Consider the following 20,408-nt stretch of genomic DNA (forward strand, 5'->3'; position numbering starts at 1 on the left):
CACAGGCGCCGAAGGCGCCTACCGCGGGATCATCGCGAGCTGACGGCTCTGCACGACGACCGCGCCGGTGGAGTCGAGCACCGTGTGGTCCTCCTCGAACCACGTGTCCCCCAACACCGTCGAGCTCGCCATGACGCGCAGCCAGCCCGGCGCGGGACGGCGCCGAAGGTACGTCGTCAGCTGGACGGTGGGCGCCCAGCCGAAGATGCCGCGGTTCATGGTGACCGGCGCACAGATGTCGCCGGTCATGATCGCGAACAGCGCCGCGGTGGCCGGGTCCTGCTCGTCGTCGGCCCACGGCCGCGCCCACATCCGGACCTCGGGTTCGCCCTGCCTGCCGCTGAGGAAATGCGCCGACGCGCCGTCGACCCGCAGATCGCAGCCCTGCGAGACGTGCACGATCTGCGCCATCGGATGGTCGGCGACGAGCGCGTGCGCCTCGGCGGGCGGCTCGGCGGGCAGTTGCGCGAGCGCCTGCTCCTGCGCGTAGTGCGGCTCCCCCGCGTCGGGGACGCCCAGCGTCACCGCGGCGTGCACGGCCGGGCGACCGTTCTGGGACAGCTCGACGTCGACGAGCGAGACCTGACGGCCCCGCTTGCGCACGGTTGCGACGATGTCGACGTCGCCGGGGTCGGGTGCGGCGAGATAGTTGGCGCTCACGGCGAGCGACTGGACGGCCGGATCGACGGGCATGTCCGACGGCGCGGTCGCGGTCAGCTCGCGCCGGGCCGCGGCCGCGCAGACGGCCATCATGCAGCCGCCGTGCACCTTGGGTCCGATGGTCCAGATCGGGTCGATGTGGGCCGAGTACCGGCCGTCGGCACCGGTACCGCTCGGGGTGACGGTGGTCAGGTCCCGGAACGGGTGAGTGGTCACGGCTGGTCCTGTCTGTCGGGGGTGTCGAAGTCGTCGAAGGTGCGGCCCGCGAAGCGAGCCGCACCGATGTCCTGGTGGGCGAGCCGGCGCAGCGCGGCCAGCACGGGTTCGTAGATCGCGGTTCCGAGGACGGCGTACTCGATCGCGGATTCCGCAGAGTCCGTGGGCATGAGGTCCAGGTCGATCTCGGCGATACCGCGGACGTGCCGCGCGTAGGCGTCGAGCCGCTCGTCGGTCATCCGGATGCCGACGTCCTCGGCCGCCGCCAGCGCCCGTTCGAGCTGCGCGACAACGGGATACGCCGGTTCGTACACCTGCCCCAGACGTTCGAGCACGGCGCGGGCCCGCGGGTAGTCGCCGGACCGCTCCTCCCCCTCGGCGGGGTACGGCGGAAGCGCGGCGAGCGCCCGCCCGATCGTCTCGAAGACGGTGTCGGCGGGGTGGTCGACGAGTCCGACGATCGTGCGGATCCTGCCGAGCGGCAGTCCGACGCCGGCGAGCGCCTTGACGAGTGCGAGGCGCCGCACGTGCTGCTCACCGTATTCGGCCTGCGTCGCACTGCTCGCCGCGCCGGGCATCAGCAGTCCCTCGCGCAGGTAGTACTTGACGGTCGCGAGCGGCACGCCGCTGACCGCGACCAGTTCGGACACCCGCACGTCGAGCCTCTCCTGCTTGACACCCGGCCGCACCGGGTCGACCATGAAACCCGATTGGATAGTTGAACTATCCAATCTGGGATCGAGCCTACCCCACCCCCAGGAGCTCCCATGATGGATCCCGTTCTCACGATCGTCGTCGGCGTCACCGTGCTCACCGTGGTGGGTATCGCGTCCGGCGGCGCGTTCCTGCTCCGCATCCTCGCGGGCGACCAGGGCGCCAACGCCCTGCAGAAGAGCTTCTTCCGCGCCGGTCACGCCCACGCGGGGGTGCTGGTCACGCTGGGCATCCTGCTGGCGACGCTCACCGCGGTCGTCGACGCCAGTCCCGGGTGGTCCGCGGCCGGCGCGATCGCGGTCCTCGTCGCCGCGATCTTCATCCCTGCCGGGTTCTTCCTGTCGGTCCTCGGCCGGGATCCGGCGAAGCCCGGACCGATGGTCGCGGCGATCTGGCTGGGCGCGGCCTGCCTGGTGACGGGCCTGGTGATCTCGGGGATCACGGTGATCGGCGCGGGCGTGTCCGCGCTGTAGGAACCGGCCGACGTGGGCAGCAGCCGGCCGGAGTCAGCGCAGGTTCGCGCGGGCGAAGCTGAGGGCCTGGCCGAGCATCGACGCCCGCTCCGGTCGGGTCCGAGCGTTCTGGGTGTTGATCTCGACGACCACCTGTCCGCCGAAGCCACTGTCGCGCAAATGCCGGAACACCTCGACGCACGGCTGACTCCCGTGGCCGGGGATGAGGTGTTCGTCGACCGAGGCACCGCGGCCGTCCGCCAGATGCAGGTGCGAGAGCCCGCTGCCCATCCGGTCGGCCAGCTCGAGTGCATCCATACCCGCGGTCGCGGTGTGCGAGAGGTCGAGCGTGTAGTGCCGGTAACCGGAGTCGGTGGGGTCGTACGACGGGCTGAACGCGGACAGGGCCGCACCCGGGCCGCCGCGCCTGCGCAGACGCTCCGCGCTCCGCTCCTTGCCGCCGAAGAAGCTGTCGGCGCGCATCGGGAACATGTTCTCCACGGCCACGATCGCCCCGGTCTTCTCCTCGAGACGCTCGACCTGTTCGGCGAATCCGTCGGCGTACCGACGCTGCCACCGGAACGGTGGGTGCACCACGACGTTCGACGCGCCCAGCGCCTCCGCGGCCTCCACCGACCGGTCCAGCTTCGCGACCGGGTCCGCACCCCACACCCGTTGGGAGATCAACAAGCACGGCACGTGGACGGCCTGTACGGGCACCGCATACTTGCGGACCAGACGCTTGACGGCGGAGATGTCCTGGCTGACGGATTCGGCCCACACCATGAGCTCGACGCCGTCGTAGCCGACCTCCGCCGCGTAGCGGAAGGCCGCCTCGGTGTTCTCCGGGTAGACGGACGCAGTGGACAGTCCGACGAGGACCTTCCGGTCCGACATGCGCGCCCTCCCCACGATCCCGCTCCGCCCGTGTCCGGTCAGCTCGTGCTGAGCAGGAAGGCCAGGGGCCCGAGTGTCACGAACACACCCGCGACGACGGCGATGACCAGGCTCGCGATGTCGTCGGTACGGCGCAGGATCCGCACCATCGCCACCAGTCCGACGATCACCAGGACCGCGAGGATCAGCGCCACCATCGGCAGCATGTCCCACAGCTTCTCGAAGCCCTTGAACATCAGCGCGCCCGCGACGACCGCGACAGCACCCTGCCCCAGCAGCACCGCCCACTGCTTCGCGGCGCTCGCCTCCTCGGGCAGGTCCTCGGGGTCGGCGGGGCTCTCGTCGTCGAGGTCGGTGTCCGCCGCAGCGGCCTCTGCCTGAGCGGGCGCTGCCGCGTCGTTCCGTCGGAGCAGATCGCCGGCGACGCTCTGGCCCGAGAGCAGCCGCGGCTCCGGGTCCACACTGTGCGCGAGGGGCTGCGCCGGGACGGGCTCGAGGACCGTGGTCGCCGCCGACCGCCAACCGGAGTCGAACTTGTGATCGTCGGCCTTGCGGTCGTCGGCCCTGTGATCGTCGGCCTCGACGGCTCGCGAGATCAGGGTCGGGGTCTCTTCGGCCTTCGCGGCGGCGTCCTTGCCGGCCGCGTCGGTGTTCTCGTCCGCCTTGTCGGCAGCGTCCGCGTCCTTACGGGCTGCGACGGCGTCGGCCGACGAGAAGGCGACAGTGGCGTTCGCGTCCTTCGAGTCCTTCGAGTCCTTGGCGCCCTTCTCGTCCGAGGACTCGGGCTTCTCCGACTCGGGCTTCTTCTTCGGCTCGGCGACCGCGGTCGACTCGACGGCAGGAGTCTCGGGGGCGGGAGCGTCGTCGACAGGGGCCTCCGCCGCCGGCGCCTTCGTCTCTGGAGTCGTCGCCTCGGGAGCCTGCGTGTCGGGAGCCTGCGTGTCGGGGGTCTCCGCGTCGGGCGTCTCCGGCGTCGCGGCACGGACGGCCTGGAACTCGCCGGTCAGCTCCGCGACGGAGATGCCGCCCTTCACACCGCGACGACGGCGTCCGCCGCCACCGGCACCGACGCGCTGGCCGTTGCGGGCCAGCAGTTCTGCAACCGAGATTGCTTGGCTGTCGCCTTCGGGCTCAGTCATCGAGCGCTCACCACCAGTTCTCCACCCATGTCCGTATCGAGCTTGCGAAGAATCAGACCCTCACGCAGTGCCCACGGGCAAATCTCGAGAGTGTCGATCCCCAGCGCGCGCATGCTGGCCTCCGCAACGAGAGCCCCGGCGACGATCTGCTGGGAACGGTCGGAGCTCACGCCCTCCAATTCTGCACGGTCCGCCGTCGTCATCCGTGAGATGAACGCGATCAGCTGCCGCAGCCCGCTCGCGGTGAGGGTGCGCTTGACGCGCGGACCTGCACCGGAAGGCGCTGCGCCGGTGAGGCGGGCGAGGGATCGGAAGGTCTTGGAGGTGCCGACGCGCAGGTCCGCGGCGCCCGCGGCGCGCAACTCCTTCGCGGGGGTGGCCAGTTCGGCGTCGAGCCAGTCGCGCAGCACGGCGACACGGCGCTTGCCCGGGGGATCCTCCTGGAGCCAGTCCCGGGTGAGCCGGCCGGCGCCGAGTTGCAGCGAGAACGCGACGTCGGGATCCTCGTCGCCGCCGCACGTCAGCTCGAGCGAACCACCGCCGATGTCGAGGTTGAGGATGCGCCCGGCGCTCCACCCGTACCAGCGGCGCACCGCGAGGAAGGTCAGCCGCGCCTCGTCGACGCCGGAGAGCACCTCGAGGTTCACGCCGGTCTCGGCGCGCACGCGGGAGAGGACGGCCTCGGAGTTGTTGGCGTCGCGCACGGCCGACGTCGCGAAGGCCATCAGCTCACCGCACCCCGACGACCTGGCGATACCGGCGAAATCGCCCACCGTCTCGACCAACCGGTCGGCACCGAACGCGGTGATGTCCCCGCGGTCGTCCGTGTTCTCCGCAAGCCGTAGAGCGGCTTTCGTCGAACTCATCGGGGTGGGGTGCCCACCACGATGTGCGTCCACCACGAGCAGGTGGACGGTGTTGCTTCCGACGTCGAGTACCCCAAGGCGCACACGGTTACGGTACTGGGTCTACCGTCGGGCACTGTGACAGCAGGCAGCACCGACAGGTCCCACAAGTTGGCTCCCGCGCCGGAAGTAGATCTCGATTTCCCCCGCGAGTGGGTGCAGTTCGTCGATCCGGAGAACGCCGAGCACACCATCAAGGCCGACATGACGTGGCTTCTTTCGCGCTGGACCTGCGTGTTCGGCACCCCCGCATGCCAGGGCACGGTCGCCGATCGCCCCGACGACGGCTGCTGCTCGCACGGCGCTTTCCTGTGTGACGACGAGGACCGCGAGAAGCTCGACAACGCGGTGAGGATGCTCACACCGGACGACTGGCAGTTCATGGAGAAGGGTCTCGGGAAGAAGGGGTACCTCGAGGAGGACGATCTCGAGGACGAGCCCGCGTTGCGAACCCGCAAGTACAAGGGCGCGTGCATCTTCCTCAACCGCCCCGGACATCCCGGCGGCATCGGATGCGCGCTGCACCAGATGGCGCTGCGCAAGGGCATCGAGCCGCTCGAGGTGAAGCCCGAGGTGTGCTGGCAGCTGCCGATCCGCCGCACCCAGGAGTGGGTGGACCGGCCCGACGGCGAGCAGATCCTCGAGACCACGATCACCGAGTACGACCGTCGCGGCTGGGGCGAGGGCGGCGAGGACCTGACGTGGTACTGCTCGGGCTCGCCCGACGCGCACGTCGGCACCCGTCCGGTGTGGCAGTCGTACGCCCCGGAACTGACCGAACTGTTGGGCAAGGCCGCGTACGCCGAACTCGCGTCGCTCTGCCGCCGCCGCGAGGGATTGGGCCTCATCGCGGTGCACCCCGCGACCACCGCCGCGCAGGCGAAGGCGCAGCGCGACTGACCGCCCGGGCGGCCGAATGTCACACGCGTTCAGCCCGACTGGACGCGTGTGACATTCGGCCACGGAAAGCTCACTCCTCGAGCTTGTACCCCAGGCCGCGCACCGTGACCAGGTGCTTCGGCTTGCCCGGATCGCCCTCGATCTTGGCGCGCAACCGCTTGACGTGGACGTCGAGGGTCTTGGTGTCGCCCACGTAGTCGGCGCCCCACACCCGGTCGATCAGCTGGCCGCGGGTGAGCACCCGGCCGGAGTTGCGCAGCAGATACTCGAGCAGGTCGAACTCCTTGAGCGGCAACGTGACCGGGTCGCCGTTCACATGCACCAGGTGGCGCTCGACGTCCATCCGGACCGGGCCGGCCGCGAGGACGCCGTCGTCCACGTCGGTGGCGGCCTCGTTGTCCGCTCCGCGGCGCAGCACCGCGCGGATGCGGGCGATGAGTTCGCGAGCCGAGTACGGCTTGGTGACGTAGTCGTCCGCGCCGAGTTCCAGACCGACCACCTTGTCGATCTCGCTGTCGCGGGCGGTGACCATGATGACCGGCACCGACGACTTCGCCCGCAACTGCTTGCAGACATCCGTTCCGCTCATGCCGGGCAGCATGACGTCGAGCAGGACGATGTCGGCGCCGGAGCGCTCGAACTCGGCCAGCGCGGACGGACCGTCACCGACGACGGTCGTCTCGAAGCCCTCCTTGCGGAGCAGGAACGCGAGCGGATCGGCCAGCGATTCCTCGTCCTCCACGATCAGCACACTCGTCAACGGTTGGCCTCCAGGCTCGTGGCGGCGGCGCCTCGCGCCGCGGCCTTCTTGTCGATCATCGATGAATCACGGTTCTCGCCCGCCGCGGCGGGCTCGGGTGGAACGGTCTCGAAGTGGGCGGGGATCCGCAGGGTGAACGTGGACCCGGTGCCGGGCCGGCTCCACAGGTCGATGGATCCGTTGTGGTTGGCGGCGACGTGCTTGACGATCGCCAGCCCCAACCCGGTGCCGCCGGTGGCGCGGGAGCGGGCCTTGTCGACGCGGAAGAACCGCTCGAAGACGCGTTCCTGGTCCTCCTTGGCGATGCCGATGCCGCGGTCGGTGACCGCGATCGCGACGTCGTCGCCGCGGACGGTGCGGCTCACCGAGACCGGGGTGCCCTTCGGCGAGTAGGCGATGGCGTTCTCGACCAGGTTCGACAGGGCCGTCACGAGCAGGGTGCGGTCGCCCATCACCTCGAGCCCGCTCGGGGCGTCGGCGTGGACGGTGATGTCGGCGGCCTCGGCGGCCACGCTGGACCGGCGCAGTGCCTCGGCGATGACGTCGTCGACGTCCACCACCTCGAGGTCGGGCAGTTTCTCCGCCCCCTGCAGACGCGACAGCGCGATCAGTTCGGTGACCATGTTGCCCAGGCGGGCGGACTCGCTCAGCACCCGCTGACCGAAGTAGCGGACCGAGTCGGGGTCGTCGGCCGATTCGAGTAGCGCCTCCGCGAGCAGACCCATCGCGCCGACGGGGGTCTTGAGTTCGTGGCTCACGTTGGCGACGAAGTCACGGCGCGTGGCCTCCATGCGGACCTGCTCGGAGTCGTCGTCGGCGAACACCACGACGAAGCGGCGGTCCTCCTCGCTCAGCAGTCGCGCGACGCCGCGCACGGCGATCTTGTCGCGTCCGCGTTGTGGCGTCCGCGCAGTCAGGTCGACCTCGACGGGCTCGCCCTTCGCGAGCACCTCGGTGGCGGCGACCCACGCTCGGTCGTCGAGCATGCGGTTGCGGACCAACCCGAGCTCCTCGGCCCGCGGGTTGACCAACACGACGTCGTTGAACTTGTCGACGACCGCGATGCCGCTCTCCGAGGTGAGAACGATCAGGTCGAGCACCTGGGACATCGTCAAGCCCGCCTGGGCCTTCTGCCGCTCGGCGTGACGCCTGCTCAGTCGGGGAACGACGACCCCGCCGACGACGTAACCGACGATCGCGGTCGCGACGGCCAAGATTACGGCCTGAACAACAGTCACACGTGAATCGTACGTTCGCACGGACGACGCACGAAGGCGGGTGTGACCGTTTTCTCGCACGTCACAGGCCCGAGAGCTGGCGTTATCCACCTGTTCACCGTTTGTTTCCCGCTCCCCTCGCGTTTTGCGCACTCATCGCGTTCCGGGCACGGAAAACCCCGCGTTTCGCGCACTTGACGCCGGCCGGGAGGGGCCGTCGTCGCGACAAGTGCGCGAAACGCGGGGTCGAGAGAGAACCGCCGAGGACTCCCTGGAACTACTTGGCGCCCTGGTTCGCGACGGCCGCGGCACCGGCCGCGGCGGCCGCCGGATCGAGGTAGGTGCCACCCGGGTTGAGCGGCTTCAGGTTCTCGTCCAGGTCGTAGCGCAGCGGGATGCCCGTCGGAATGTTCAGACCCGCGATGTCCTCGTCGGAGATGCCGTCGAGATGCTTGACGAGTGCGCGCAGCGAGTTGCCGTGCGCGGTGACCAGGACGGTCTTGCCCGCCTTCAGGTCGGCCGCGATGGTCTCCTCCCAGTACGGGACGAGACGCTTGACGACGTCGAGCAGGCACTCGGTCAGCGGGACCTCGGGCAGGGCGGCGTAGCGCACGTCCTGGTCCTGGCTGTACTCGCTGCCGGCCTCGATGGGCGGCGGCGGGGTGTCGTAGCTACGACGCCACAGCATGAACTGGTCCTCGCCGAACTCGGCCTTGGTCTGGGCCTTGTTCTTGCCCTGCAGCGCGCCGTAGTGACGCTCGTTGAGGCGCCAGTCGCGGATGACGGGGATCCAGTGGCGGTCGCAGGCGTCGAGCGCGAGGTTCGCGGTGCTGATCGCGCGACGCAGCAGCGACGTGTAGAGCACGTCCGGGAGCAGGTTGTGCTCGGCGAGCAGTTCACCGGCACGCTTGCCCTCGGCCATGCCCTTGTCGGTGAGGTGCACGTCCACCCAGCCGGTGAACAGGTTCAGCGCGTTCCATTCGCTCTCGCCGTGGCGGAGCAGCACAAGTGTTCCGGTACTCATACCCCCAATCCTGGCATGACGGGTGTTCGGGCTCGCGCGACCCGTCCGCATCTCCGCCGGTCGTGCGACGTAGCGCACCCTCGACGGGACCGCTCGAGTTAGGTTAGCCATTCCTATATCTACTCGAGAGGTTCGTCATGAGATTCCCCCGCGCGGCCGCGATCGCCGCCCTCATCGGTGCCGCCGCTGTCGTCGCGGCAGGCTGCTCGTCGGCCGAGTCCACACCCACCGCCGCCGCCGAAGGCGACGGCTGGAGCTACACCACCGGATACGGCAACACCATCGATCTCGATGCAGCGCCCCAGAAGATCGTCGTCGACACGTACTCCGCGGCCGCACTCTGGGACTACGGCATCCGTCCGGCCGGAATCTTCGGCTACGGCATCACCGGCGGTCAGGCCACCGGCAACGCCGACGTGTCGACGATGAAGGTCGTCGGTACCGACGGCGAGATGAACATGGAGGCCCTCGCCGACCTCGACCCGGATCTCGTGATCGGCTACGGGAACTCCGACGACCCCACGTCCTGGACGTGGTGGGACGAACCGATGGCACAGAAGGTCAACAGCGTCGCTCCGTTCGCGGCCGTGAAGTTCTCGGGCGTCCCACTGCCGGACGTGCTCGCCGAGTACCGCAACCTGGCCGCCGCACTCGGCGGGGACGTCGACGGCGATGCCGCGAAGTCGGACAGAGCCGCGTTCGACGCGACCTCCGACCGCATTCGCAAGGTTGCCGCCGAGCGACCCGACATCTCACTACTTCCCCTCAACGGCGACAACAGCTCGCTGTACGCGGGCACCACCAAGCTCGCCCAACTCGGCTACCTGAGCGGGCTGGGCGTGAACTTCGTCGGCCCGGACGGCGACAAGGGATGGGCGGACCTGAGCTGGGAGCAGGTGCCGTCCTACCCGGCCGACATCGTGATGCGGTACGTGCAGTCCCACGAGGCGTTCGCCGCCTCCCCCATCTTCGTCCGACTGCCCGCCGTCGCAGCCGGGCAGGTCATCGACTGGGACGACAAGCGCCCCAATACCTACGGCAACTACGCGGCGTGGTTCGCGGAGCTGGCCACCGTGATGGAGAACGCCCGCGAGGTCGCCTGACCTCCGACGAGACGCGGCCCCCGGTGAGTTCCTCCCGGGGGCCGAGTCATGTGCCGGGTACGAATCGGAACATCTGCGCGCCCTGTTCGCGGACGTCGAGGAACACAGCGCGAGCGAGCGGCGTGAGCCGATCCACGATCTCGGTCCACTCTCGTTCGCACACAGAATGATTGGCGAGCAGCGTGGTCATGACACCTCTTCCGGGGTTCGCGGCCGCCCGAGGGGAATCACGAGCGGTGTGTGGGTGACGGGGTCGTCGATGATGCGGCACGGCAGGCCGAAGACGTCTTCGACGAGGTGCTCGGTGACGATGTCCGAGGGCGCGCCCTCGGCGACGATCGCACCTTCCTTCATGGCGATGATGTGGCTCGCGTAGCGGCACGCGTGGTTGAGGTCGTGCAGCACCGCGACGAGGGTGCGGCCGCCGGTCTCGTTGAGTTCGCGGCACAGCTCGAGCAGTTCGATCTGGTGCGCGATGTCGAGGAAGGTGGTGGGCTCGTCGAGCAGGACGAGCGGGGTCTGCTGCGCCAGCACCATCGCGACCCAGACCCGCTGGCGCTGCCCGCCGGACAGTTCGTCGACCAGCCGGGCCGACAGCTCCGTCACACGAGTCGCTGCCATCGCACCGACGACGGCATCCTCGTCCTCTCCGGACCACTGCCGCAACAGTTTCTGGTGCGGGTACCGTCCACGGGCAACGAGATCGGCGACGGTGATGCCGTCCGGCGCGATCGAGGTCTGCGGCAGCAGCCCCAGCCGGCGCGCCACCTCCTTCGCCGGGTACGACGAGATCGCGCGGCCGTCGAGCAGCACACTCCCCGACTGTGGCGTCAACAGCCGCGCCAGCCCGCGCAGCAACGTCGACTTGCCGCAGGCGTTCGGCCCCACGATCACCGTGAAACCTCCGTCCGGGATCTCGACGTCGAGGTGCTCGGAGATCACCCGCTTGTCGTAGCCGATGGTGAGGTCCTCGGCGCGCAGCCGAGTGGGCGTCCCCGCGGCTTCCACTGTCTTGCCGGGCATCTCGTCCCTCGTCAGCACCCTGGTTCGATCCGTCACTGTTTCCGTGCCTCTCGTGCGAGCAACCATGCGAAGTACACGCCGCCGATCGACACCGTCACCACGCCGACCGGTAACTGGTGCGGTGCGAAGGCACGCTGGGCCACGACGTCGCTGACCGTCAGCAGCGCGGCACCCATCACCGCGGCGGGCACCAGCGCCACCCCGGCGCTACGGGTCAGCCGACGAGCCAACTGCGGGGCCGCGAGCGAGACGAAGCCGATCGGTCCTGCGGCAGCTGTCACCAGCGCGGTGAGTGCGACGCCGAGGACGACCAGGCCCAGCCGGGTCGGTTCGGCTCGCACACCGAGTGCCTTGGCGGCGTCGTCGCCCATCTCGAGCATCCGCATCCGCCTGCCCAGCACCAGGATCGCGGGGACCAGGACCAACAGCAGGATCGTGACAGGCCCCACCTGGCTCCAGCCGAGCGCGCCGAGCGAGCCGGCGCCCCACACCGCCGCGGACATCGCGGTCTCGAGGTCGGCCTTCAGGATCAACCACGTGTTCACCGACGCGAGCATCGCGCTGATGCCGATGCCGACGATGATGAGCCGGAACCCCTGCACACCACGCTTGGAGGCCAGCAGGTACACCGCGGCCGCGGTGGCGATGCCGCCGATCAGCGCGCCGGCGCCCACCTGGTGGTAACTCCCGCCGACGATGAGGATCACCACGAGTGCGCCGGTGTAGGCGCCGGAGTTGAAGCCGATGATGTCGGGGCTGCCGAGCGGGTTCCGTGTGAGCGACTGGAAGATCGCGCCGCTCATTCCCAGCGCGGCACCGAGCAGGATCGCGAGCAGCACGCGCGGCAGTCGCCATTCGACCACCACCATGTGGATGCGCGCCGGGACGTCCCCGAACAGTGCCTGCACCACCTGTCCCGGGGGCACGTAGTAGTCGCCGCTACCGAGCGCGAGCACCGCGACGGCCGCTGTGCTCGCGGCCAGCACGAGACAGACGACGGTGCTCCGCACGTCGATGCGGCCCGACCAGGGGCCGGGCCGGACGACGCGCGTGCGACGCCCGAAGTCGATCCGAGTTTCGGTCTCGGTGCTCACAGTCCACTCACCTTGCGTCGTCGGACCAACCAGATCAGGACAGGAGCGCCGACGAAGGCGGTCACCACACCGACCTGCAGCTCGCCGGGCCGGATCACGATGCGGCCCAAGATGTCCGACGTGAGCAGCAGCATCGGCGCGCACACCACGGTGTACGGGAGGATCCACCGCTGGTCGGGTCCCACGAACCATCGCGCGACGTGGGGGACCATCAGTCCGACGAACCCGATCGGGCCGGCCGCCGCGGTGGCGGCGCCGCAGAGCAGCGTCACCGCGATCACGCCGACCACCCGGGTGCGCAGGATGTGTGCACCGAGGGTGCGGGCCAGGTCGTCGCCCAGGGCGACGGCGTTGAGGGGGCGGGCGATGACGAGGGCGAGCACGAGGCCCACCGCGATGAACGGCGACCCCCCGAGCGCAACCTCCATGGACCGCCCCGACAGGCTGCCGGCGTTCCAGTTGCGCATCTGGTCGAACGCGGACGGATCGAGCAGCGTGATCGCCGACGACACACCACCGAGAACGGATCCGATCGCGACACCGGCCAACGTGAGGCGGATGGGCGTCGCACCGCCCCGTCCCACCGAGCCCAGCGCGTACACCACCACCGTCGCGACCACGGCGCCCAGGAACGCGAACCAGATGTACGACCAGATGCTGGTGAGACCGAACACCGCGACGGCGATCACCACGGCGAACCCGGCGCCCGCGTTGACGCCGAGGATCCCGGGATCGGCGAGCGGATTGCGCGTCATGGCCTGGATCAGCGCGCCCGCGATCCCGAGCGCGGCACCGACCAGCAGGCCCAGCACGGTGCGGGGCACGCGCAGCTCGCGCACGATCACGTGATCGTTGGAGTCGTCGAAGTGCACGAGAGCGTCCACCACGGTGCCCAGCGGAATCCCTTTGGAGCCCAACGCGATGCTCGCGAGAACCACGACGACGAGCACCGCCGCGCACACGAGCAGCCCCGCGGTCCGGCGGGCGTTGGTGCGGGCGAGACCCTGCGCCCGCTCCGCCGTCTCCGGAGTCTCGCTGAGAACTTCCCCCTCGGTCGAGACGGTGGTGGTCACAATCCCGCGTTCTCCAGCGTCCGGTCCACCTCGTCACGGATGTCCTCCTCGTCGCGGTCGGTGTCGTCCCACACCGCGTCGAGGCGTGCCTTGACCGTCTCGTCGAGGGCGTCGTAGCGTGCCCGCCACTCCTCCGCCTTGTACGTCCAGTACCCGATCACCTTGTAGGCGTCGGCCGCGAGTCCCAGGTCGTGGCGCAGATACTTGCGGATGTCGCGGAGCATCGTCGATTCCCCCGCGACCCAGATGTAGCCGGTCCCCTCCGGAATACTCAGGCGGCGAATCGCTTCCGGCAGCGCACTGGCGGCGATGCCGTTGCCGGTGCCGTGCAGCCACACGAACTCGACGTCCGCGGCCGACTCGATCCGCTGTTCGTGGCTCGGATCCGCAACCTCGACGATCGCGGTGGCCCGCACGTGCGCGGGCAGGTTCTCCACGAGCCGTCCGAGCGCCGGGAGTCCGGTGGCGTCGGTGACGAAGATCTGCCATTCGGTGTGCGCCGGTGGCTCGTACAAGCCGCGGGACGCTCCGAGGTACAGCACGTCGCCGGGCTGCGCGGCCTGGGCCCAATCGGAGGCCACACCGCCCTCGTGGACGACGAAATCGATCGTCATCTCGCCGCGCCCGCCGTCGAATCGACGGACCGTGTACGGCTGGCACGGTGACGGTTCCTTACCTTCCGGATAGATCCACCCGCGGCCGTTCGTCGCATTCGGGTCGATCTCCGGGAGGACGAACTCGCCGGTTGCCGGCACCGGGAAGTGCAGGCGCAGGTATTCGTCGCCGACCCCGGTGGACGTGAAGCCGTTCAGACCGCCGAAGACGATCCGAATCATGCCGGGGGTGAGGGCGGTGGCGTCGACGACGGTGGCGCGGAACAGTTCCATGAGAGTGAAGCCTCGTTTCGGAAAGGTGTTGCGGCTCAGCCGAGCCGGGAAAGAAGAGTGTCGAACTGGGCAACGAGTTCGATGGCGGAGTACACCGATCCGAACTGCAGCCGCTGATCGATCGCCTGGACGCGGCCGGCCGCCACGGCGGGGACGCGCTGCCACAGCACGTCGCCGGCCAGCGCGCCGAGATCGCCGCGCGGAGCGAGCACGATCAGCCCGTCCAAACCGTCCAGCAGTTCGAGCGACTCCATCCCGAAGCTGTCGGAGTCGGAAAGCCCACCGATACTGCCGAGCGTCCCACCGACATCCGCGAGAACCTGCGGCGGGAGGCGCGAGCCACCGTTGTGAACCAGATAGAACTGGTCCTGTTGCAGACTGACGATCCCGAAGCGGGCGCGCGCGAGCGTGTCCCGGTGCCGGGCGCGGAACGCTGCCGCCACCGCGTCGTACTCGGCCAGAACGCGGTCGAAGGTCGCGGTGCGTCCCAGCCAGTCGGCCAACCGGGTCAGGTTCTCCTTCCACGGAACCGTGAACTCGGTGGTGATCACGGGCGCGATGTCGAGCAGCTTGGGCGCAGGCCACATTTCGCTGTCGAGGTTGACACATACGATCAGGTCCGGTGCGAGTCCCAACACTTCCTCGAGATCGACGGGCGCCGTGAGTACCCGAGCGTCGACCGGCGGCAGCCAGGGCGCCGGGGTGTCGTAGCTGGTCGCGATCACCGGAAGCTCCAGCGCCAGAGCCGGTTCCAGATCGAGCCGGGAGTCGATCACGACCACCCGCTGTGGCGCGACCGGGATGTCGTAGGTTCCGAGCGGCGTGGTCACGGTCCGGGTCGCGGCGGAGGCAGTGTCCGATCCGGACGACGTTCCGCATCCCACGGTGAACGCCGTCGCCCCGAGGGCAATGGCCCCCAGGAAGCCTCGACGCGACAGGGCTGCGGTGAGCTCCGCCCACTGCCGGTCCACGCCGACGGCATCGAGGTGTGGCCGCGCCGGGTGCGGGGGCGACATCAGTGGGGTCACAACGTCTCCAAGAGGGTTCGGGGCACCATCCCGAGGGACAGGCAGGCGAGGTAAGGCTCACCTGAAAGTACGGGAGGAGTCTCGACAGCGCGATGCCCTGAACTGCGCGAACACGCCAACCGATATCGCAAATCGGCCACATCCCGCCGAATGTCCACATTGGAACAGCCGCTGGCCATTTCGGTGCTACCGAGGCTGCGAGCCGGTCCCTAACGTGGCCGCCGTGCCCGACACCGAAACATCCGCGACGTCCGCAGCCGTCGCGACGTCCCCCTCCCCGACCCCCCGATCGGTGATCCGCACCGCGATCACCGCCGACGGCCGTGCCCGCCGGCTCGCCGGTGCGTCGGTGGGCTTCACCGGCCACCAGGTGGCCGAGGCCCTGGTCCCGGTCGTCATCGGTGCCACGATCGACCGCGCGGTCGCGACCGGGGACGGCGCCGCGTTCGGGCGGTGGGTGCTGGTGATCGCGGTGCTGTTCGCCGGCCTGACCCTGAGCTGGCGGCTCGCGGCACGCACCGCGATGAAGGTCAACGAGCAGGGCGCGCACTCACTCCGGATGGCGATCACCCGACGGACGCTCGACCCGCACGGCATGAGCCCGCGTCGCCCACCGGGCGAGGTGTATTCGATCGCCACCTCCGACGCGGGTGCCGTCGCCGGCTTCACCCACACGCTCTCGACCAAGCTGGCCGCCGCCCTCGGTGTACTCACCGCGGCGGTCTCGCTGCTGTTGATCTCGGTGCCGCTGGGTCTGCTGGTGCTGCTGGCCACTCCCCCGGTGCTGCTGCTGATGCAGTGGCTCGCCAAGCCCCTCGAGCGTCGCAGCGAGGCCGATCAGGCCGAGGGCGCGCGCGCCGGTGCCGTCGCCACCGACCTGATCGGGGGGCTGCGGGTGCTCGTGGGTCTCGGCGCTGCCCCACAGGCCGAGCAGCGGTACCGAGCCGCGAGCCGCGGCGCGCTGGCCGCCACCATGCGGACCCAACGGGCACAATCCCTGTACTCCGGAGCGAATACTCTCGTGGGCAGCGGTTTCCTGGCGTTGATCGCATTCGTCGGCGCCCGCATGGCGATCTCCGGATCGATTTCGGTGGGGCAGTTGATCGCGGTGGTCGGCCTGGCGCAGTTCCTGCAGGGCCCACTCGTGGACGTCGCCTACTTCGGCGCCGGCCTCGCCCGCGCCCGAGCGTCGGCGGGACGCGTCGCCCGGTTGCTGGGCACCGGCTCGGCGGTTGCACCGGCAGTCGACCCGGGCGGCGTCACGGACGCCTCGGTCGTCACCGTCGACCGCGTGACCACCGACAGCCTCGCCGGGGTGAGCCTCACCGTCCGCCGCGGCGAGATCGTCGGTGTCGTCACCGAGAACGGCCGGCAGGCGAAGGATCTGGTCGACGTACTCGCACGACGGATCAACCCACTGTCCGGAACCGTCTCGATCGACGACACCCCGGTCGATCTGCTGGCGATCGACGAACTCCGCGCCAACATCTTTGCACCACCTCATGATTCGGCCCTCTTCTCCGGATCCGTCGCCGACAACGTCGCGGCCGCCGCGCAGCCGGGCGCCGACCTGGCCGCGGCGGTGACGGCCGCGGCCGTCGACGAGATCGAGACGGCACTGCCCGACGGCCTGAACACACCGGTCTCGGAGCAGGGGCGTTCCCTCTCCGGTGGCCAGCGCCAGCGGGTTGCGCTCGCGCGAGCCCTCGCCGCCGACCCGCCCGTCCTGGTCTTGCACGATCCGACCACCGCGGTGGACTCGGTGACCGAGGCCCGTATCGCAGACGGCATCAGACGGCATCGCCGCGGCGGCGCGACGCTGTTGCTCACCACGAGCCCCGCACTGCTCCGAATCTGTGACCGTGTCGTCGTCCTCTCCGGCACCGGCACGGTCGAGGGCACCCACGCCGAACTGCTCGACGCCACCACCAATCCCCGCGCCGGGGCCTACCGATCGCTGGTGACTGCATGACCACGACCGAACGCATCCTGCTGCCGACGGCGTCGCCGGCCCGGACCCGGGCCGAACTGTGGCGGCTGTTGCGCCCGCACCGCGTCGGGGCGGTGGCCGCGATCGTCGCGCTCACCGCGGCCACCGCGGTGGGTCTGTGCACGCCACTGATTCTCGGAGCGATGGTCGACGCCGTGACCGACGGCGGTTCGGGAGTGGTCGGGCGGATCGGGTGGCTCGGCGGTGCGCTGGTCGGCATCGCGGTCGGCCAGTCGGTGCTGGTGACGGTCAGCAACTACCTGATCGCGCGCGTGGGCGAGACGCTCGTCGCGGACCTGCGCGAGGAAGTCGTCGCCCACGCACTCGACCTCCCGCTGCAGGACCTCGAGGACGCCGGTCACGGGGACGTCGTCTCCCGCGTCACCGGCGACGTCCACCTGGTCACCGAGGCCGTCTCCCGCGCGGTGCCGGTGTTCGCGACGGCAACCCTGACGATCGGGCTGACGCTGGCAGGGCTCGCCGGACTGGACTGGCGCTTCGCGGTGGCGGCGGTGATCGCGGCACCTGTCCAGATCGGGGCGCTGCGCTGGTATCTGCGTGCGTCGGCCCCCGTCTACCGTCGTGAACGCGAGGCCGAGGGCGCCCGGGCCCAGCAGATGCTCGATTCACTCACCGATGTCGACACCGTCGGTTCGTTGCGCCTGGCCGAGACACACGAGCGGGCCATCGAGTCCCGGTCCCTCGCGGCCGTCGACCTCAGCCTGCAGGCGACGCGGCTGCGCACGCGGTTCTTCGGCCGCCTCAACGCCGCCGAGGCGATCGGGCTCACGGCGGTCCTCGGTGTCGGGTTCCTACTGGTGCAGCAGGGGCAGGTCACGCTCGGCGCCGCCACCGCCGCCGCACTGTTCTTCCACCGCCTGTTCGACCCGATCGGCTCCGCACTGCTGGTCTTCGACGAACTCCAGGAGGGTTCGATCGCGCTGTCACGGCTGGTCGGCGTCACACTCGCACCGGGCCGGGCGGAACCGCCGGATCCAGCTGTGCCGGAGGATGGTTCGATCGGCCTGCACGGGGTGTCGTTCGCGTACCGCACCGGCGGCCGTTCCGTGGTCGACGACGTCGACGTCCGGATCGCGCCGGGCAGCAGCGTGGCGCTGGTGGGCCCGACCGGCGCCGGGAAGTCGACGCTGGCGAAGCTGGTTGCCGGCATCCACGACCCCGTCCGCGGCCGCGTCGAGATCGGTGGAGTGGAGCGCGGGCGCATCCCTACAGCGGACGCCGTCCGCACGTGTGTCCTGGTCTCCCAGGAGACGCACGTATTCTCCGGAACCGTCGCCGACGACCTCCGGCTGGCGGCACCCGATGCCACCGACGACGAATTGACGGCAGCGCTCGCCGCGGTGGGCGCGGACGACTGGGTCCGGTCCTTGCCGGACGGACTGGCCACGGTCGTCGGTGCGGGCGGCACGGCCGTGACCGCGACGGAGGCCCAGCAGTTGGCGCTTGCCCGGGTCGCCCTACTCGATCCGTCGGTGCTGATCCTGGACGAGGCGACCGCGGAGGCCGGCAGCGCCGGGGCGCGAAGGCTGGACCGAGCGGCGGCAGCGTTGGGACGTGGCCGCACGACCGTGACGGTGGCACACCGTCTTTCGCAAGCGGCACTCGCCGATCGGATCCTCGTCGTGGAGGACGGCCGGATCATCGAGGACGGGTCGCACACGGACCTCGTCGCCGCCGGCGGGACGTACGCCCGGTTGTGGGCGGCCTGGGATTCGGCGCGCTGATTCCGGTCAGGCCAGGGCCACGGTGTGATTCGACTCCCACCGCTCGATCACCGGCCCGAACTCGGCGAGGAACGCCCGGACGTGCGCACGGGCGCCCTCTCGACGGCTGTTCTGACGGCCGCCCCACGCTGAGCCGCTCGAAACGAACTGCGGCACCGAACTTCCCGCCGAGCGGGAGGAGCACTCACGCCGTCGACCGGATCCGTCCCTCGGCGAGGACGGTGCCGGGGGTCCGGCCGGTCGCGCGCCGGAACACCGCGACGAAGGCACTGGCAGTGTCGTAGCCGACCCGGCGTCCCACCACCGACACCGGCACACCGGCCTCGAGATACCGGACCGCGGCACGCATCCGGACGTCGGTGCGCCACTGCGCGAAAGTCATCCCGGTTCCCTGCGAGAACACCCGCGTCAGCGTCCGCACGCTGGCTCCTGCCGTCTCGGCCCATTCGGCGAGGTTCCGCCGGTCCCCCGGGTTGGCCAGCAGTGCCTCGGCCACCAGCCGGGCCCGCGGATCGGCGGGTAGCGGCACCACGTCGATCCGCTCGTCGAGCGGCGCGAGCATGTCGAACGCGACCTGCTCCGCTCGCGCTCGCGCCTCGTCCGGCATGTCCTCGCGGTGCATGTGGAGCAGCACCTCACGCAGGAGCGGGCTGACCCCGAACAATCCGGGGCGCGTCCAGGGGCACGCCCGCGCCTCGGGCCGGAAGTACGTGCAGTAGAAGGTGGTACCCGGTGCAGCCGACGCGGCGTGCACCAGCCCAGCGGGAACCCAGAGACCGGTGTCGGGCGGGACGATCCAGTCAATCCCGTCGACAGCGACCTGCAGGCTGCCGCCCGTCGGCCCCCACAACAGTTCGTGTTCGGGATGGCTGTGCGGTCGCCACGAACGCCGGACGGGGCACCGGTGTGCTCCGGTGGTCATCGAGTACGGATACGCGACCGCCCGCGGCCCGGGCGCGGGCCGCGACTCGCATGCAATCGACATGCGCGCAGTATACAAACTTATTTAGGTAAACCTAAGTGCTTGCGGGAGATCAGGAGATCAGGTCGCGAGGCCTTCCGCTCGCCCCAGAATGGCTGAAGGGTCCCTTCGTGCGCTGGTAGCGCACGAAGGGACCCTTCAGCTCGTCCGCGGGGGCTCAGCCCAGCCCCACTGTCGAACTCGGTGGTCGATCAGAGGTACTGACCGCACACCGGCCATGCACCGCGACCCTGACCGGCCAGGACGTTCTCGGCGACGCGGATCTGCTCTTCGCGCGAGTTCTGGTGGGCCATGCCCGAGCCGCCGAACGACTGCCAGGTGCTCGCGGTGAACTGCAGGCCGCCGTAGAAGCCGTTGCCGGTGTTGGCGGCCCAGTTGCCGCTGCTCTCACACTGCGCGACGGCGTCCCAGTTGCCGGAGGCGGCGTTGGCGGTGCCGGTGCTCAGGGCGAAGGGGGCGGCGACGAGGGCCGCGGTCGCGGCGACGGTACCGATGGTGCGCTTGATGTCGAACTTGGCCATGGGGGGTGGATCCTCTCCGTATTGCGGGCGAGGCGGCCTGCGGACGACGACGTCGATCCGGGCTCGGGTTGGGCCTCG

Annotated in this window: 22 protein-coding genes; 5 read left to right on the plus strand and 17 right to left on the minus strand. The window is 70.0% G+C overall.

Going from position 1 to position 20,408, the window contains the following annotated elements; all coding sequences use genetic code 11:
- Positions 1–18: 18 nt before the first annotated feature.
- The gene (locus A6I89_RS14825) at positions 19–876 is read right to left on the minus strand and encodes a thioesterase family protein (protein ID WP_022597525.1); all 858 of its coding nucleotides are present in this window, start codon (positions 874–876) and stop codon (positions 19–21) included.
- On the minus strand, positions 873–1,532 hold the full coding sequence (locus A6I89_RS14830; protein ID WP_044991387.1) for a MerR family transcriptional regulator: 660 nt from the start codon (positions 1,530–1,532) through the stop codon (positions 873–875). Before A6I89_RS14830 ends, A6I89_RS14825 begins: the two co-directional genes overlap by 4 nt.
- Before the next feature lie 114 nt (positions 1,533–1,646).
- Between A6I89_RS14830 and A6I89_RS14835 the strand changes: the two genes are divergently transcribed.
- Complete coding sequence (locus tag A6I89_RS14835) at positions 1,647–2,063, plus strand: hypothetical protein (protein WP_172504602.1); 417 nt, start codon at positions 1,647–1,649, stop codon at positions 2,061–2,063.
- Between the two features lie 33 nt (positions 2,064–2,096).
- On the opposite strand, the gene A6I89_RS14840 is transcribed toward A6I89_RS14835, so the two are convergent.
- Genes A6I89_RS14840 through A6I89_RS14850 form a run of 3 tightly spaced genes read right to left on the minus strand, consistent with a single transcriptional unit; the run spans position 2,097 to position 5,028 of the window.
- Positions 2,097–2,939 carry a sugar phosphate isomerase/epimerase family protein gene (locus A6I89_RS14840; protein WP_005518077.1) on the minus strand — a complete coding sequence of 281 codons (843 nt, stop codon included), beginning with the start codon at positions 2,937–2,939 and terminating at the stop codon, positions 2,097–2,099.
- A gap of 38 nt (positions 2,940–2,977) precedes the next feature.
- Positions 2,978–4,078, minus strand: a complete 1,101-nt coding sequence (locus A6I89_RS14845; RefSeq protein WP_022597531.1) for a hypothetical protein — start codon at positions 4,076–4,078, stop codon at positions 2,978–2,980.
- The gene (locus A6I89_RS14850) at positions 4,075–5,028 is read right to left on the minus strand and encodes a Ppx/GppA family phosphatase (protein WP_005518075.1); all 954 of its coding nucleotides are present in this window, start codon (positions 5,026–5,028) and stop codon (positions 4,075–4,077) included. Before A6I89_RS14850 ends, A6I89_RS14845 begins: the two co-directional genes overlap by 4 nt.
- 66 nt (positions 5,029–5,094) lie before the next feature.
- Here A6I89_RS14850 and A6I89_RS14855 point away from each other — a divergent pair, with 66 nt between their 5' ends.
- Entirely contained in the window at positions 5,095–5,883 is a 789-nt protein-coding gene (locus A6I89_RS14855) for a DUF3109 family protein (RefSeq protein WP_044991388.1), read from the plus strand.
- Between the two features lie 70 nt (positions 5,884–5,953).
- On the opposite strand, the gene A6I89_RS14860 is transcribed toward A6I89_RS14855, so the two are convergent.
- The 3 genes from A6I89_RS14860 to A6I89_RS14870 all read right to left on the minus strand — a co-directional run bounded on the left by A6I89_RS14860 (position 5,954) and on the right by A6I89_RS14870 (position 8,893).
- Positions 5,954–6,643: a response regulator transcription factor gene (locus A6I89_RS14860; RefSeq protein ID WP_005518073.1), complete on the minus strand. Its 690-nt coding sequence runs from the start codon at positions 6,641–6,643 to the stop codon at positions 5,954–5,956.
- Entirely contained in the window at positions 6,640–7,881 is a 1,242-nt protein-coding gene (locus tag A6I89_RS14865) for a sensor histidine kinase (protein ID WP_005518071.1), read from the minus strand. Before A6I89_RS14865 ends, A6I89_RS14860 begins: the two co-directional genes overlap by 4 nt.
- A 256-nt stretch (positions 7,882–8,137) precedes the next feature.
- The gene (locus tag A6I89_RS14870) at positions 8,138–8,893 is read right to left on the minus strand and encodes a phosphoglyceromutase (RefSeq protein WP_172504603.1); all 756 of its coding nucleotides are present in this window, start codon (positions 8,891–8,893) and stop codon (positions 8,138–8,140) included.
- Between the two features lie 128 nt (positions 8,894–9,021).
- On the opposite strand from A6I89_RS14870, the gene A6I89_RS14875 reads away from it, so the two are divergent.
- Complete coding sequence (locus tag A6I89_RS14875) at positions 9,022–9,987, plus strand: ABC transporter substrate-binding protein (protein WP_022597536.1); 966 nt, start codon at positions 9,022–9,024, stop codon at positions 9,985–9,987.
- Between the two features lie 46 nt (positions 9,988–10,033).
- Here A6I89_RS14875 and A6I89_RS24630 read toward each other — a convergent pair whose 3' ends face one another.
- The 6 genes from A6I89_RS24630 to A6I89_RS14900 are packed head-to-tail and all read right to left on the minus strand — an operon-like array spanning position 10,034 to position 15,092.
- The gene (locus A6I89_RS24630; protein WP_157349031.1) at positions 10,034–10,177 is read right to left on the minus strand and encodes a hypothetical protein; all 144 of its coding nucleotides are present in this window, start codon (positions 10,175–10,177) and stop codon (positions 10,034–10,036) included.
- Positions 10,174–11,010 (minus strand): ABC transporter ATP-binding protein, encoded by an 837-nt coding sequence (locus tag A6I89_RS14880; RefSeq protein WP_022597537.1) that lies wholly within the window; start codon positions 11,008–11,010, stop codon positions 10,174–10,176. Before A6I89_RS14880 ends, A6I89_RS24630 begins: the two co-directional genes overlap by 4 nt.
- A gap of 32 nt (positions 11,011–11,042) precedes the next feature.
- A complete protein-coding gene (locus tag A6I89_RS14885) occupies positions 11,043–12,104 on the minus strand; it encodes a FecCD family ABC transporter permease (protein WP_022597538.1) in 1,062 nt (353 codons plus the stop codon).
- Positions 12,101–13,177: a Fe(3+)-siderophore ABC transporter permease gene (locus A6I89_RS14890; RefSeq protein WP_022597539.1), complete on the minus strand. Its 1,077-nt coding sequence runs from the start codon at positions 13,175–13,177 to the stop codon at positions 12,101–12,103. Before A6I89_RS14890 ends, A6I89_RS14885 begins: the two co-directional genes overlap by 4 nt.
- A complete protein-coding gene (locus A6I89_RS14895) occupies positions 13,174–14,064 on the minus strand; it encodes a siderophore-interacting protein (RefSeq protein WP_022597540.1) in 891 nt (296 codons plus the stop codon). Before A6I89_RS14895 ends, A6I89_RS14890 begins: the two co-directional genes overlap by 4 nt.
- Positions 14,065–14,099: 35 nt before the next feature.
- On the minus strand, positions 14,100–15,092 hold the full coding sequence (locus A6I89_RS14900) for an ABC transporter substrate-binding protein (RefSeq protein ID WP_139791938.1): 993 nt from the start codon (positions 15,090–15,092) through the stop codon (positions 14,100–14,102).
- A 223-nt stretch (positions 15,093–15,315) separates the two neighbouring features.
- Here A6I89_RS14900 and A6I89_RS14905 point away from each other — a divergent pair, with 223 nt between their 5' ends.
- The gene (locus A6I89_RS14905) at positions 15,316–17,064 is read left to right on the plus strand and encodes an ABC transporter ATP-binding protein (RefSeq protein ID WP_232244777.1); all 1,749 of its coding nucleotides are present in this window, start codon (positions 15,316–15,318) and stop codon (positions 17,062–17,064) included.
- Positions 17,061–18,827 (plus strand): ABC transporter ATP-binding protein, encoded by a 1,767-nt coding sequence (locus A6I89_RS14910; protein WP_022597545.1) that lies wholly within the window; start codon positions 17,061–17,063, stop codon positions 18,825–18,827. Before A6I89_RS14905 ends, A6I89_RS14910 begins: the two co-directional genes overlap by 4 nt.
- Positions 18,828–18,833: 6 nt before the next feature.
- On the opposite strand, the gene A6I89_RS24635 is transcribed toward A6I89_RS14910, so the two are convergent.
- The 3 genes from A6I89_RS24635 to A6I89_RS14920 all read right to left on the minus strand — a co-directional run bounded on the left by A6I89_RS24635 (position 18,834) and on the right by A6I89_RS14920 (position 20,330).
- A complete protein-coding gene (locus A6I89_RS24635) occupies positions 18,834–18,983 on the minus strand; it encodes a hypothetical protein (RefSeq protein WP_005518055.1) in 150 nt (49 codons plus the stop codon).
- Positions 18,984–19,011: 28 nt separating this feature from the next.
- On the minus strand, positions 19,012–19,812 hold the full coding sequence (locus tag A6I89_RS14915) for a helix-turn-helix domain-containing protein (protein ID WP_022597547.1): 801 nt from the start codon (positions 19,810–19,812) through the stop codon (positions 19,012–19,014).
- Positions 19,813–20,000: 188 nt separating this feature from the next.
- The gene (locus A6I89_RS14920; protein ID WP_005518053.1) at positions 20,001–20,330 is read right to left on the minus strand and encodes a transglycosylase family protein; all 330 of its coding nucleotides are present in this window, start codon (positions 20,328–20,330) and stop codon (positions 20,001–20,003) included.
- Positions 20,331–20,408: the final 78 nt, after the last annotated feature.

It is taken from the genome of Prescottella equi (assembly GCF_002094305.1).
GTDB lineage: Bacteria > Actinomycetota > Actinomycetes > Mycobacteriales > Mycobacteriaceae > Prescottella > Prescottella equi.

What these genes read in the sequence shown, in the direction of transcription:
- A6I89_RS14835 (WP_172504602.1), top strand. Translation starts at nt 1,647, where the DNA reads ATGGATCCCGTTCTCACGATCGTCGTCGGCGTCACCGTGCTCACCGTG.
- A6I89_RS14840 (WP_005518077.1), bottom strand. Translation starts at nt 2,939, where the DNA reads ATGTCGGACCGGAAGGTCCTCGTCGGACTGTCCACTGCGTCCGTCTAC.
- A6I89_RS14845 (WP_022597531.1), bottom strand. Translation starts at nt 4,078, where the DNA reads ATGACTGAGCCCGAAGGCGACAGCCAAGCAATCTCGGTTGCAGAACTG.
- A6I89_RS14875 (WP_022597536.1), top strand. Translation starts at nt 9,022, where the DNA reads ATGAGATTCCCCCGCGCGGCCGCGATCGCCGCCCTCATCGGTGCCGCC.
- A6I89_RS24630 (WP_157349031.1), bottom strand. Translation starts at nt 10,177, where the DNA reads ATGACCACGCTGCTCGCCAATCATTCTGTGTGCGAACGAGAGTGGACC.
- A6I89_RS14880 (WP_022597537.1), bottom strand. Translation starts at nt 11,010, where the DNA reads ATGCCCGGCAAGACAGTGGAAGCCGCGGGGACGCCCACTCGGCTGCGC.
- A6I89_RS14895 (WP_022597540.1), bottom strand. Translation starts at nt 14,064, where the DNA reads ATGGAACTGTTCCGCGCCACCGTCGTCGACGCCACCGCCCTCACCCCC.
- A6I89_RS14910 (WP_022597545.1), top strand. Translation starts at nt 17,061, where the DNA reads ATGACCACGACCGAACGCATCCTGCTGCCGACGGCGTCGCCGGCCCGG.
- A6I89_RS14915 (WP_022597547.1), bottom strand. Translation starts at nt 19,812, where the DNA reads ATGTCGATTGCATGCGAGTCGCGGCCCGCGCCCGGGCCGCGGGCGGTC.
- A6I89_RS14920 (WP_005518053.1), bottom strand. Translation starts at nt 20,330, where the DNA reads ATGGCCAAGTTCGACATCAAGCGCACCATCGGTACCGTCGCCGCGACC.